General features: G+C 73.2%; 11 protein-coding genes. 3 read left to right on the top strand and 8 right to left on the bottom strand.

The window, feature by feature from the left end:
• Window positions 1-101: 101 nt before the first annotated feature.
• The 3 genes from AC3CHW_RS04245 to pdxS form a co-directional block, all read right to left on the bottom strand.
• Entirely contained in the window at window positions 102-854 is a 753-nt protein-coding gene (locus AC3CHW_RS04245; RefSeq protein ID WP_187059726.1) for a YebC/PmpR family DNA-binding transcriptional regulator, read from the bottom strand.
• 167 nt (window positions 855-1,021) lie between these two features.
• Window positions 1,022-1,612, bottom strand: coding sequence for a pyridoxal 5'-phosphate synthase glutaminase subunit PdxT (gene pdxT, locus AC3CHW_RS04250; protein ID WP_176164979.1), 591 nt, complete (start codon window positions 1,610-1,612; stop codon window positions 1,022-1,024).
• Between the two features lie 166 nt (window positions 1,613-1,778).
• Window positions 1,779-2,705: a pyridoxal 5'-phosphate synthase lyase subunit PdxS gene (gene pdxS, locus AC3CHW_RS04255; protein ID WP_176164978.1), complete on the bottom strand. Its 927-nt coding sequence runs from the start codon at window positions 2,703-2,705 to the stop codon at window positions 1,779-1,781.
• 306 nt (window positions 2,706-3,011) lie between these two features.
• Between pdxS and AC3CHW_RS04260 the strand changes: the two genes are divergently transcribed.
• The gene (locus AC3CHW_RS04260; protein ID WP_488469604.1) at window positions 3,012-3,947 is read left to right on the top strand and encodes a MerR family transcriptional regulator; all 936 of its coding nucleotides are present in this window, start codon (window positions 3,012-3,014) and stop codon (window positions 3,945-3,947) included.
• 10 nt (window positions 3,948-3,957) lie between these two features.
• Here the strand turns inward: AC3CHW_RS04260 and AC3CHW_RS04265 are convergent, their stop codons facing one another.
• The 4 genes from AC3CHW_RS04265 to pgsA form a co-directional block, all read right to left on the bottom strand.
• A complete protein-coding gene (locus AC3CHW_RS04265; protein WP_176164976.1) occupies window positions 3,958-4,497 on the bottom strand; it encodes a hypothetical protein in 540 nt (179 codons plus the stop codon).
• Window positions 4,498-4,578: 81 nt separating this feature from the next.
• Window positions 4,579-5,763, bottom strand: coding sequence for a glycosyltransferase family 4 protein (locus AC3CHW_RS04270; protein ID WP_398606773.1), 1,185 nt, complete (start codon window positions 5,761-5,763; stop codon window positions 4,579-4,581).
• Complete coding sequence (locus tag AC3CHW_RS04275) at window positions 5,760-6,701, bottom strand: phosphatidylinositol mannoside acyltransferase (protein WP_488469605.1); 942 nt, start codon at window positions 6,699-6,701, stop codon at window positions 5,760-5,762. Before AC3CHW_RS04275 ends, AC3CHW_RS04270 begins: the two co-directional genes overlap by 4 nt.
• A complete protein-coding gene (gene pgsA / locus AC3CHW_RS04280) occupies window positions 6,698-7,402 on the bottom strand; it encodes a phosphatidylinositol phosphate synthase (protein WP_398606771.1) in 705 nt (234 codons plus the stop codon). The genes AC3CHW_RS04275 and pgsA overlap by 4 nt, the downstream gene beginning before the upstream one ends.
• A 375-nt stretch (window positions 7,403-7,777) precedes the next feature.
• Between pgsA and AC3CHW_RS04285 the strand changes: the two genes are divergently transcribed.
• Both AC3CHW_RS04285 and AC3CHW_RS04290 read left to right on the top strand, forming a co-directional pair.
• The gene (locus tag AC3CHW_RS04285) at window positions 7,778-9,976 is read left to right on the top strand and encodes an elongation factor G-like protein EF-G2 (protein WP_488469606.1); all 2,199 of its coding nucleotides are present in this window, start codon (window positions 7,778-7,780) and stop codon (window positions 9,974-9,976) included.
• Between the two features lie 186 nt (window positions 9,977-10,162).
• Window positions 10,163-11,818 carry a hypothetical protein gene (locus tag AC3CHW_RS04290; RefSeq protein WP_488469607.1) on the top strand — a complete coding sequence of 552 codons (1,656 nt, stop codon included), beginning with the start codon at window positions 10,163-10,165 and terminating at the stop codon, window positions 11,816-11,818.
• Between the two features lie 164 nt (window positions 11,819-11,982).
• Here the strand turns inward: AC3CHW_RS04290 and AC3CHW_RS04295 are convergent, their stop codons facing one another.
• Window positions 11,983-12,543 (bottom strand): HIT family protein, encoded by a 561-nt coding sequence (locus tag AC3CHW_RS04295; protein WP_277319119.1) that lies wholly within the window; start codon window positions 12,541-12,543, stop codon window positions 11,983-11,985.
• Window positions 12,544-12,647: the final 104 nt, after the last annotated feature.

Raw genomic sequence — 12,647 nt, forward strand, 5'->3', positions numbered from 1 at the left:
CGTCGGCCCGGTGGCGGCTGCGCCTCGCGCCCCGGACAGTGCGGCTGGGCCGCGGCGCGGGTTCGGCCGCGCTGGCTCAGCCGTACGGCCCGATGCGCAGGCTAGGCGTCGACCTTCTCCATGACCTCGTCCGACACGTCGAAGTTGGCGAAGACGTTCTGCACGTCGTCGCTGTCCTCCAGCGCGTCGATGAGCTTGAAGATCTTGCGCGCGCCCTCCTCGTCCAACTGGACCTGCATGGTGGGCACGAAGTTGGCATCGGCCGAGTCGTAGTCGATGCCCTCCTGCTGGAGCGCGGTGCGCACGGCTACCAGGTCGGTGGCCTCGCTGATCACCTCGAACGTCTCGCCGAGGTCGTTGACCTCCTCGGCGCCCGCGTCGAGCACGGCGCCGAGCACGTCGTCCTCGGCCAACTCGCCCTTGGGGACGATCACTACGCCCTTGCGGTGGAACAGGTACGAGACCGAGCCCGGGTCGGCCATCGAGCCACCGTTGCGGGTCATGGCCACGCGCACGTCCGAGGCCGCGCGGTTGCGGTTGTCCGTCAGGCACTCGATGAGCACCGCGACGCCGTTCGGGCCGTAGCCCTCGTACATGATCGTCTCGTAGTCGGCGCCGCCCGCCTCAAGACCCGCACCGCGCTTGACCGCGCTGTCGATGTTCTTGTTCGGCACGGAGCTCTTCTTGGCCTTCTGGATGGCGTCGAAGAGGGTCGGGTTGCCGTCCGGGTCGGCTCCGCCGGTCCGCGCGGCGACCTCGATGTTCTTGATCAGCTTCGCGAAGAGCTTGCCGCGCTTGGCATCGATCACGGCCTTCTTGTGCTTCGTCGTAGCCCATTTAGAGTGGCCGGACATCCGCCTGTCTCCTTCGCGTAACCAAAATCCTTACCAACGCCTGCGATCCTACCGGGATCACCGGGCCCGGCCGTGCCCGGACTCCGGGCGGGTCTTCGCGGGGGTTCGAGCGGGCTCGGGCCGCTCTTCCGGCGCGGGGCGCGCGGAGCCGGGCCGGGTGGCGGGGCTCAGCGCTCGCGCACCATGTCCACGAACAGGGCGTGTATGCGGTGGTCGCCGGTCAGCTCCGGGTGGAAGGACGTGGCGAGCACGTTGCCCTGGCGGACGGCGACGGTGTGGCCGTCGTGCACGGCCAGCACGTCGACCGAGGCGCCGACGGACTCGACCCAGGGCGCGCGGATGAACACGCCGTCCACGGGGCCGCCCTCGACGCCCTTGACCTCGACGGCCGCCTCGAAGGAGTCGTTCTGCCGGCCGAAGGCGTTGCGGCGCACGGTCATGTCGACGCCGCCGAGGGTCTCCTGGTCGTCCCGGCCGTCGAGGACCTTGTCGGCCAGCATGATCATGCCCGCGCACGTGCCGTACATCGGCAGCCCCGCCCGTACCCGCTCGCGCAGCGGTTCCAGCAGGCCGAAGACGCCGACGAGCTTGGACATCGTGGTGGACTCGCCGCCGGGGATCACCAGGGCGTCCACCTCGTCGAGCTCTTCGGGGCGGCGTACGGGGCGGGCCACGGCGTCGGCCGCGGCCAGCGCGATGAGGTGTTCGCGGACGTCGCCCTGGAGGGCGAGGACGCCGACGGTGGGGGTGCGGGACACGGGGTGGGACCTCGCAGGAGTAAGCGGGTGGGACAGCGGTCGGGGCGCGGGGCCGGGACCGCGGTGGGCGGGGGCGGCGGGGTGGCGGCCCGCCTGCTGGCGGGGCGCCGGGGGCGGCCCCGCGCTGGGGCGGGGCCACCCGCCGCTCACATCGGCCGGGGCCGGCTCACCAACCGCGGTTGGCGTAGCGCTCCGACTCGGGGAGGGTGTCGCAGTTGATGCCGACCATGGCCTCGCCCAGGTCGCGGGAGGCGTCCGCGATGACCTTGGGGTCGTCGTAGAAGGTGGTGGCCTTCACGATGGCGGCGGCGCGCTTGGCCGGGTCGCCGGACTTGAAGATGCCCGAGCCGACGAAGACGCCCTCGGCGCCGAGCTGGCGCATGAGCGCGGCGTCGGCGGGGGTGGCCACGCCGCCGGCGGAGAACAGCACGACCGGCAGCTTGCCCAGCTCAGCGACCTCCTTGACCAGCTCGTACGGGGCGCGCAGCTCCTTGGCGGCGGCGAACAGCTCGTTGTGGTCGAGCGAGCGCAGTCGGCCGATCTCGCCCTTGATCTGGCGCAGGTGGCGCACGGCCTCGACGACGTTGCCGGTGCCGGCCTCGCCCTTGGAGCGGATCATGGCCGCGCCCTCGGCTATGCGGCGCAGGGCCTCGCCCAGGTTGGTGGCGCCGCAGACGAACGGGGTGGTGAAGGCCCACTTGTCGCTGTGGTTGACCTCGTCGGCGGGGGTGAGGACCTCGGACTCGTCGATGTAGTCCACGCCGAGCGACTGGAGCACCTGGGCCTCGACGAAGTGGCCGATGCGGGACTTGGCCATCACGGGGATGGAGACGGCGCTGATGATCCCGTCGATCATGTCCGGGTCGGACATCCGGGCCACGCCGCCGTCCTTGCGGATGTCGGCCGGGACGCGCTCCAGGGCCATCACCGCGACGGCGCCCGCGTCCTCGGCGATCTTCGCCTCCTCCGGCGTGACGACGTCCATGATCACGCCGCCCTTGAGCTGCTCGGCCATGCCGCGCTTGACGCGGGCGGTGCCGGTCTCGGGGTGCTGGGAAGCGGTTTCAGGCGTGCTGGGGGACGTGCTCGACACGGTGTGACCTCACTCGATACGAATAGCGCGAATGGTCCTATCGTAGGCCCGTTCGAAACGAGGGTCGGAATGGCCTTCCGGTCCAGGTTCGGGCCGATAGTGCTACACCTCTGACAAAACCCGCTGGTGGCCCCTGGCGGCAAGGGCCAATCCGGGGTGGGTGGCTCGTTGAGTGGTCGGAACACGCCCGGCGGGCCGCGCCGACCGGAGGCCAGCCGCCCGGCGGAGGCGGCCCCGGGCCCGGCCCGAAATCCCCCCACCCTGGGGCGTTGCCTCTGCCCCTGGGGCAGGGGGCACAGTGGCCGCGTGAACGAGGAAGTGAACGAGGAACAGACCACCGGGGAACTGATCACCATCGGGGAGCTGGCGGGCCGCACGCGGCTGAGCCCCAAGGCGCTGCGGCTGTACGGGGACCGGGGGTTGCTCTCACCCGCGCACGTCGACCCGCGCACCGGGTTCCGCCGCTACGGGCCCGACCAGGTGGAGCGGGCCCGCCGCATCGCGCTGCTGCGCGCGGCGGGCATGCCGCTGGCCCGCGTCGCCGAGGTGCTGGACGCCGACGACGCGCGCTCGACGCGGCTGCTCGACGCCTACTGGCGTGAGCGGCGGGCCGAGCACGCCGCCCGCCGGGCGGCCGTCGCCTACGCGCGCCACGTGCTGACCGGCGACGGCCCGGCCCCGTACGCCATCGCCGGGCGCGACGTGCCCGAGCAGAAGGTCGTCTGCGTCCGGCGGCACGTGGGCGCCGTGGAGTTGCCCGGCTTCCTCGCCGAGGCCACCGAGGTCCTCTTCGACCACCTCCGGCAGGCCGGCGCCTGTCTGTCGGGGCCGGTGTTCGCCGCGTACCACGGCCTGGTCGGCGAGGACTCCGACGGGCTGGTCGAGGTGTGCGTCCCGACCCAGAGCCCGGTCGAACCGGGCCCGCGGATCGCGGTGCGCGTCGAGCCCGCCCACCGCGAGGCGTACACCGCCCTGGCCCGGCGGGACACCGGGTACGCGGCGATGGCCGCCGCCCACGACGCGGTCGGCGCCTGGCTCCACGCGCGGGGGCACGCTCGCGGCGGCCCCTCGCGCGAGGTGTACCACCCGAACTGGGCGACGGCCTCGTCCCCCGACGAGCGGGTGGCGGACGTCGCCTGCCCGTTCGCCCCGGCCCCGAGGGGCGCCGGCGCTCCCGCCGGCAGCCGGGCCGAGCCACGTCCGGCGGCGGTCGACGGACGGGCGCCGGGCGGCCGGGGTTAGCCGGCGCGCCTCAGGCCACCCGGTCGGCCAGCGCGGCCGGGAGTTCGTCGTCCATCTCGAAGGCCAGCGGGAACGGCGCGTGGCCCGCGAGCCGGAACCAGCGCACCTTGCGGTGCCGGCGCAGGGCCCGCGCCGCGCGCACCGCGTCGTTGTGGAACCGCCTGGCCATCGGCACCCGGCGGACCGCCTCCACCAACTCCCCCATCGCCGCGTCGCCGCCCGGCGCCTGTTGCACCGCCTCCACCTGGGCGGACTCGGCGAAGACCGCGCGCAGCGCCTGGCTCAGCTCGCTCTCGGCCACCTCCCGGTGCTCCTCCTCGGCCTGCCGCGCGGCCTGCGCCGCCTGGTAGAGCACGATCGAGGCGGCCGGGTCGAGCAGGCTTGAGGTGGCCAACTCCTGGGCCACCGAGGCGCGCCGTAGCAACTGCGCGTCCAGCGCCGCGCGGGTCGCGTCCAGCCGGGTGTGCAGCCGGTCCAGGCGGCCGGCGGTCCAGAGCAGATACCCGGCGATGGCGAGGAGAACGACCGCGATCCAGATCAAAGTGGTCACGCGGGGTCACGGTACCGGCTTCCGAGCACCGTCCGAGCCCCCGCGCGGCCCGCCCCGGCCCCGCGTCCGCCGGGCGCGCGGCTACTCGCGGCTGAGCCCGAACCGGAAGCGCGGCGTCGAACGCTCGTCGGTGGCCACCGATGCCGCGCCCGCGGTGACCGTCTCGTAGACGGCCAGGATGTCCGCGCCGACCGTGACCCAGTCGAAGCGGCGTACGTGCCGGGCGCCGCGGGCGCGCAGCGCGGCCCGCCGCGCCGGGTCGGCCAGCAGCCGCACCGCGGCCTCGGCCAGCGCGCTCGCGTCCTCGTTGCGGAACAGTTCGCCCGCCTCGCCCTGGTCGAGCACCTGGGCGAACGCGTCCAGGTCGCTGGCCAGCACCGGCGCGCCCGCCGACATCGCCTCGACCAGGATGATCCCGAAGCTCTCGCCGCCGGTGTTGGGCGCCACGTACAGGTCCACGCTGCGCAGCAGCCGGGCCTTGTCCTCGTCACTGACCATGCCGAGGAACTCCACCCGGTCCCGCATGGCCTCGGGCAGGTCGGCGACGGCCTCCTCCTCGTCGCCGCGGCCGGCGACCAGCAGGCGGGTCCCCGGACGCTCGGCGAGGATCTCGGGGAGCGCCCGCATCAGCACCGGCAGCCCCTTGCGCGGCTCGTCGATGCGGCCGATGAACCCGATGGTCTCCCCTTCGGCGCCGCCGTTCGACGCGCCGCACCACTCCCGTTTGGGCTCGGCCCGCGCGAAGAAGTCGACGTCCACGCCGTTGGGGATGACCACGGCGTCGCCGCCCAGGTGCTCGACGAGGGTGCGCCTGGCGTACTCGCTGACCGCGATGCGCGCGCTGATCTTCTCCAGCGCGGCCTGCAGGATCGGGTACGCGGCGATCATCGCCCGCGAGCGCGGGTTGGAGGTGTGGAAGGTGGCCACGATCGGGCCCTGCGCCGCCCAGCACGCCAGCAGGCCGAGCGAGGGCGAGGTGGGCTCGTGGATGTGGATCACGTCGAAGTCGCCCTCGTGCAGCCAGCGGCGCACCCGGGCGGCGGACAGGAACCCGAAGTTCAGCCGGGCGACCGAGCCGTTGTACGGAACGGGTACGGCCCGGCCCGCGGAGACGGCGTAGGACGGCAGGGGCGTGTCCTCGTCGGCGGGGGCGAGCACCGACACCTGGTGCCCGCTGCGGATGAGGTGTTCCGCCAGGTCACGGATGTGAAATTGCACGCCGCCGGGGACGTCCCACGAGTACGGGCAGACGATCCCGATTCTCAACTCGGCTCCGTTCCGGGGCTGCCGGGGTTGTCCGCGCGGGTGTTGTCCGGGCGGGGGTCGAGATCGCTGAGCCACAGCGGTTGGAGCATGTGCCAGTCGTAGGGGTGGTCCGCGATGCCCTCGGCGAAGACGTCGGCGAGGCGCTGGGTCATCACGGCGGTCCGCTCGGCGCGGGTGCCGGTGCCCGGGTCCTCGATGGCCGGGTGCAACCGGCCGTGCATGACCGGCGACCGGTCGTACCACAGCGTCACCGGCAGCAGCAGCGCCCCGGTGCGCACGGCCAGCGAGGCGGGTCCGCCGGGCATCTTCGTGGTCTCGCCGAAGAACGTCACCTCGACGCCGGACGCCGACAGGTCGCGGTCGGCGACCAGGCACACCAGGCCGCCGGCGCGCAGCCGCCGCGCGAGCGCGCCGAACGCGCTGCCGCCGGTGTGCGGCAGCACCTCCATGCCCAGGCTCTCGCGGTAGGCGACGAACCGGTCGTAGAGAGATTCGGGCTTGAGCCGCTCCATGACGGTGGTGAACGGCGCCCCGAGCCTGGTGGCGACCCACGCCCCGGCCAGGTCGTAGTTGGCCATGTGCGGCAGGGCGACGACCACCCCGCGCCCGCTGGCCAGGCCCTCCTCCAGGTGGTGCACGCCGGCCGGCGCGAAGCTGTCGCGGATACGGTCCTCGCCCCAGGTCGGCAGCCGGAAGGACTCCAGCCAGTAGCGCGTGTACGAGCGCATGCCGAGCCGGGACAGCGCGGCCAGGCGGCGCGCGGTCGGGTCGGACACCACCCGCGCCAGGTTCGCCTCCAACTGGCGCACCCCGGCGCCGCGGCGGCGCCACACGGCGTCGGCGGCGTGCTGGCCGAGGCGAGTGACGACCGGGTCGGGCAGCGCCTTCAGGGTGCTCCAGCCCAGCCCGTAGAGCCCGTCGGTCAGGCGTTCCCTCACGCCCGCTCGCTCCCCCCGCGAGCCGAGGCGCCGGCCGCGGTGGTGGTCGCCGAGGCGTCGTCGCCGTCCTCGGCGTCCGCCTCAAGCGCCTCGCGCCGCACGGTGATCACGCGCTGGATCAGGGTGACCAGGCTGCCCACACCGACCGCCCACAGCGCGATGGGCAGCAGGATGTCGATGTGCGGGACGCCGAACGCGTGCAGCCCCGACAAGCCGCACGCCACCAGCGAGACGACCAGGCGCTCGGCACGCTCGACGAGGCCGTTGACGTTCACCGGCAGCCCGATGGACTCGCCGCGGGCCTTGGTGTACGACACGACCTGGCCGCTGGCCAGGCAGAAGATGGTCACCGCGCACAGCGTGATGCTGTCGCCGCCACCGGCGTACCAGAGGGCGAGCCCGCCGAAGATCGCGCCGTCGGCGACCCGGTCGAGCGTCGAGTCGAGGAAGGCGCCCCAGCGGCTTGAGCGGCCGAGCTGGCGCGCCATGTTGCCGTCGACCAGGTCGGAGAAGACGAACAGGGTGATGACCACCGTGCCCCAGAAGAACTCGCCCTGGGGGTAGAAGACCAGCGCGCCGGCCATGACCCCACCGGTTCCGATGAGGGTCACGGCGTCGGGGCTGACCCCGAGCCGGATGAGCAGGGCGGCGAACGGCGTGAGAACACGCGTGAAGAACGCACGCGCGTACTTGTTCAGCATGGCCTTCCCGAAGGGTCGAAATGGGCCGCGTGGTCAGCAGGCCACCGGCTGGCCCATCGTAGCCACGCGGCATGGCGCGCCGCGCACGCGCGCCATCGCCCGGCGACCTGGGGCGCCACGGCGGGCGGCGGGCGGGCCCCGCGACGGGGCGCCGACCCGCACCGGTGGCCGGCGGCCAACCGCCCTCCCCCGCCCTTCGTCCGCCCTCGCCAGCCGGGTCCGCCGCTCGGTCCGGGTCGGGCAGCGGAGGTGGTGGTGGCGGGCGCGGGGCGGGCCCGGCGTGCGGGGTTACGGGGCCATGTGCGACGTATGGACGCGCCATGACCGCGGTGGAAAGCTCGAAGGACGCGGGTGTCAACCGGGAGGTCGAGACACATGGGCGAGAAGACGAGCACGCATCCAGGGGCCGCCGGCAGGGCGACGACGGCCGACCATCCCAGCGCGATCCGGAACGTGGTGCTGGTCGGCCACAGCGGGGCGGGCAAGACGACACTGGTGGAGGCGCTGGCGCTGGCCACCGGAGCGGTGAACCGGGCCGGCCGGGTCGAGGACGGGGGCTGCCTGTCCGACTACGACGCGATCGAGCACCGGCAGCACCGGTCCGTACAGCTCTCGCTGGTCCCGGTCGAATGGGGCGGAATCAAGATCAATCTCCTGGACACACCAGGCTACGCCGACTTCGTCGGGGAGCTGAGGGCCGGTCTGCGAGCCGCGGACGCGGCCCTTTTCGTGGTGTCCGCCGCGGACGGCGTGGACGGTGCGACGCGCATGGTGTGGGAGGAGTGCGCCGCCGTCGGCATGCCCCGGGCCATCGTCATCACCCATTTGGAGGCAGCGCGCGCCGACTTCGCCGAGATGACCGAGACCTGCCGCGACGCCTTCGGCGGCGACGACCCCGACGCGGTGCTGCCGCTGTACCTGCCGCTGCACGGCGACGCCGGCCCCGACGGGCACCGACCGGTCATCGGGCTGATCGGCCTGCTCTCGGAACAGGTCTACGACTACGGCTCGGGCGAGCGCACCCCGCGCCCGCCGGACGCGGAAGAGGCCCCACTGGTGGCCACGGCCCGCGACCGGCTCATCGAGGGCATCATCGCCGAAAGCGAGGACGAGACCCTCATGGACCGCTACCTCGGCGGCGAGGAGATCGACGTCAAGACGCTCGTCGAGGACCTGGAGCGGGCGGTGGCGCGCGGCTCCTTCCACCCGGTGCTGGCCGCCGCCCCGGCCGCGGGCGGCTCCCGGCAGGGACTCGGCACCACCGAACTCCTGGAGCTGATCACCGGCGGCTTCCCCACGCCGCTGGAGCGCGCGGCCCCGCCCGTGACCACGCCCCAGGGCGCGCCGCGACCGGCCCTCACCTGCGATCCCGCGGGTCCGCTGGCCGCCGAGGTCGTGAAGACCTCGTCCGACCCGTACGTCGGTCGCGTCTCGTTGGTGCGGATCTTCTCCGGCACGCTGCGCCCCGACGAGACGGTGCACGTCTCCGGGCACGGCCTTGAGGACCGGGGTCACGAGGACCACGACGTGGACGAGCGCGTCGGTGCCCTCTCCGCGCCCTTCGGCAAGCAGCAGCACACCGTGCCGCAGGCGATCGCGGGCGACCTGGCGTGCGTGGGCAAGCTGAGCCGGGCCGAGACCGGCGACACCCTCTCCGCCAAGGACGACCCGCTCCTGATGGAGCCGTGGGTGATGCCGGAGCCGCTGCTGCCGATCGCCATCGAGGCACACAGCAAGGCCGACGAGGACAAGCTCTCGCAGGGCCTGGCCCGGCTGGTCGCCGAGGACCCGACGATGCGCCTGGAACACAACCCGGACACCCACCAGGTGGTGTTGTGGTGCCTGGGCGAGGCGCACGTGGACGTCGCGCTGGAGCGGCTGCGCGCCCGGTACGGGGTGCGCGTGGACGCCGTGCCGCACAGGGTGTCGCTGCGCGAGACGTTCGGCGCCGCGGCCAGCGGCCGGGGCCGGCACGTCAAGCAGTCCGGCGGCCACGGCCAGTACGCCATCTGCGAGATCGAGGTGGAGCCGCTGCCGGCCGGCTCGGGCATCGAGTTCGTGGACAAGGTCGTCGGCGGGGCCGTGCCACGGCAGTTCGTGCCCTCCGTGGAGAAGGGCGTGCGCGCGCAGGCGGCGCGCGGCGTCGCGGCCGGCTACCCGCTGGTGGACGTCCGCGTCACGCTGGTGGACGGGAAGGCGCACTCGGTGGACTCCTCCGACGCCGCGTTCCAGACCGCCGGCGCGCTCGCGCTGCGCGAGGCCGCGGCCGACTGCCGCATCGACCTGTTGGAGCCGGTGTGTGAGCTGCGTGTGAGCATCGCTGACGAGTACGTCGGGGCGGTGATGAGCGATCTGTCCGGGCGCCGGGGCCGGGTGGTGGGCACCGAGCAGACCGGCTCCGGGCTCACGCTGGTGCGGGCCGAGGTGCCGGAGTGGGAAATCAGCCGCTACGCCGTGGACCTCCGCTCGCTCTCGCACGGCACGGGCCGCTTCGATCGCTCGTACGTGCGCCACGAGCCGATGCCCCCGCAGCTCGCCGAGCGCATGCGCGAACCGGCGGAAAGCCAGGCATAGTACGCGCGCCGCCGCCCCCAACGGCCCTGCCACGGACGGCTTTCGAGGCGGTGAGGACAGGCGGTACCCGCCGCGGATACGCTGGAGGGCGGCTCAGCGGCGAGCCGCTGCGGCGCGGGACACGTGTCGAGAACGCCAGTCGGGAACAAGCCGCGGCAACGCAGGTCTGTGGCATTGGGGGCGGTAGTGACGGCGGATGGATTCGACTTCAGTCCCGGGGCGCAGGTGCCGCTCTCCGGGGCGGCCGGGCAGACGGCCGCGACACAGGCGCTCGCCTCGGCCGCCTACCGCGACAGCGAGGTCAGCAAGCTGCTCGACGCCAACTCCGAGTGGACGGTCTCCGAGGTCAAGCCGCCGCGGTTCTCCCTCTTCGAACCCAACCTCGGTGAGGCGTTCTCGCGCGCCGTCCAGGTCCGCATGCTCGGCGGCGCCCGCAACCAGATCATCCAGTCCTTCGGCATAGAGCCACAGACCGTGGTCGAGCACTGCCTGGCGGCCAACCGCATCCGCAAGACCCGGGACGCGCGGCTGACCGTGGTCATGGTCGTCTTCGGGCTGCTGTTCCTGCCCGGCGTGCTGCTCTGGCTCGCCGCGTTCCAGATCCGGCGCACGATGGCGGGCTCGAAGAACAAGCGCGCCGGCGCCCTCGGCATCCTGCTGGCCCTGGTCGCCGTCGGGCTCGTCGTGTACGGGATGATCGAGGCGCCGACGGACAACTTCTGGTGGATCTACGCCCGGGTGATGCTCGTCGCGCCGGTGGTGGGCTGGTTCATCGCAAAGCAGATCAGCGAGCGCACCGCCAAGGACCTGCGGGATCGCTGGACCGCGCTGCTGACCGGCGGCGGCCTGGGCGCCAAGGTGCCCGAGGCCGTGCCCCGCAACCCCGGCGAGACGGCGGCCGAGCAGTTGCGCAAGAACCTGGAGAAGCTCACCGCGGAGCAGCGCAGCAACATCGTCTTCTACGCCGGGCCCAAGGGAATACTGGGCATGGGCACCCGCTGGGGCACCTGGCAGCTCGCCGAGGACCTGGTGCCCAGCGAGGCGGACAAGGAGATCAACCCGTTCCGTAGCTGGGACGTCATAAAGGCCATCCACGACCAGCTCAAGCTGCTGGAGCGCGGCCCGCTGCACACCGGCGGCTTCCCCACCCCCTCCGTGCGGCACTGGGTGGTCTCCGCCGTCGGCGAGGGCGCCAAGTCGGTGGCCCGCAGCGGAAGCACGGAGGAGGAGGGCTTCCAGGTCAAGGGCGTCGAGTTGCAGCGCATCTGCAACGACCAGCAGTTCGACAGCGGCGACCGGCACTACCTGGGCGTGCAGTTCGTGCTCTGGGACGGCCAGCTCGTGATCACCATGCTCATCACCGTGACCGTGCTGCACAAGACGCTGCGCATCGAGGTGACGGGGCACGCCCTGGGCCCGGTACACCCGCTCTTCACGACCAAGCCGTCGCCGAAGACCAAGACGGTCAACAAGACCATCAAGTTCTGGGAGACCCGGAGCATCCCGCAGCCGCTGGTCGAGGCCAGCGAGGTGGTGCGGCTCGCGGCCCGGGCCCCCTTCACCTGGTACCCGCCGCTCCTCGACTACCTCGGCGGCAAGCTCACCCTGCCCGAGCCCTTCGGCCTGCGGCACGCCTGGGCCGACAAGCCCTGGCGGCACCGCTTCATGGCGGACGACGCGCTGCGCGCCGCGACCCCGGTGCTGCGCGTGGTGCACGACGCGGCGCTGCGGGTGCTGCGCGACAACGGCGTGGACACCGAGCGCTTCGGCAACCGCTCGCTCGCCCTCAGCGGCGCGGTGCAGGACGCGACGCCCCGCAAGGCCGACCTGTACGACGCCTGACGGCCCCCGGCCCGGCTCCCACCCGGCCCACGCGAACGCGCACCTGCGGCCCGCTCCCGGTCATCCGGGAGCGGGCCGCAGGTGCGTTGCCGCCCGGGGACCGGGTGGCGGGGCGGACGGGGGCGCGGGCCGTCGGCCCGCGCCGTGGGACGGGCCCGGCCAGGTCAGGACAGCGGCCAGACGTCGGCAAGCAACTGCCGGGTGTCGGCGAGCAGTTGGGGCAGGACGCGGGTGGTGGCCACGATGGGCATGAAGTTCGTGTCGCCGCCCCAGCGCGGCACCACGTGCTGGTGCAGGTGCGCGGCGATGCCGGCCCCCGCGACGCTGCCCTGGTTCATGCCGATGTTGAAGCCGTGCGCGCCGGAGGCGGTGCGCAGCGCGGTCATGGCGGCCTTGGTGAACTCGGCGAGCTCGGCCGTCTCGTCGGCGCGCAGCTCCGTGTAGTCGGCGACGTGCCGGAACGGGACCGACATGAGGTGCCCGGAGGTGTACGGGTACAGGTTGAGCACCGCGTACACGTGCTGGCCCCGGGCGATGATCAACCCGTCCTCGTCACTCTTGTCGGGGATCGTGCAGAACGGACAGCCGTCATCAGCGCCCGGACCGGTCGGCTTGTTCTCGCCCTGGATGTACGCCATCCGATGCGGCGTCCACAGGCGCTGGAAGGCGTCCTGGGTGCCGACTCCGATCTGCTGCTCCGGCTCACTCGTCATGCGCGCCAGCATATTCCCCGGTGGGGCGGTGGCGCGGGGCGCCCCGGGCGGCCCCGCCGCCCGCTCGGCCGGCCCGACCAGCGGCGGCGACGCCAGGGCCCCCGCCGCCCGCCCGG

This window comes from Streptomyces sp. MGP-BFMKR1 (assembly GCF_057766585.1).

Bases quoted from the DNA above. Each gene is read 5' to 3' on its own strand.
- AC3CHW_RS04245 (WP_187059726.1), bottom strand. From the start codon at position 854: ATGTCCGGCCACTCTAAATGGGCTACGACGAAGCACAAGAAGGCCGTG.
- pgsA (WP_398606771.1), bottom strand. From the start codon at position 7,402: ATGCTGAACAAGTACGCGCGTGCGTTCTTCACGCGTGTTCTCACGCCG.
- AC3CHW_RS04285 (WP_488469606.1), top strand. From the start codon at position 7,778: ATGGGCGAGAAGACGAGCACGCATCCAGGGGCCGCCGGCAGGGCGACG.
- AC3CHW_RS04295 (WP_277319119.1), bottom strand. From the start codon at position 12,543: ATGCTGGCGCGCATGACGAGTGAGCCGGAGCAGCAGATCGGAGTCGGC.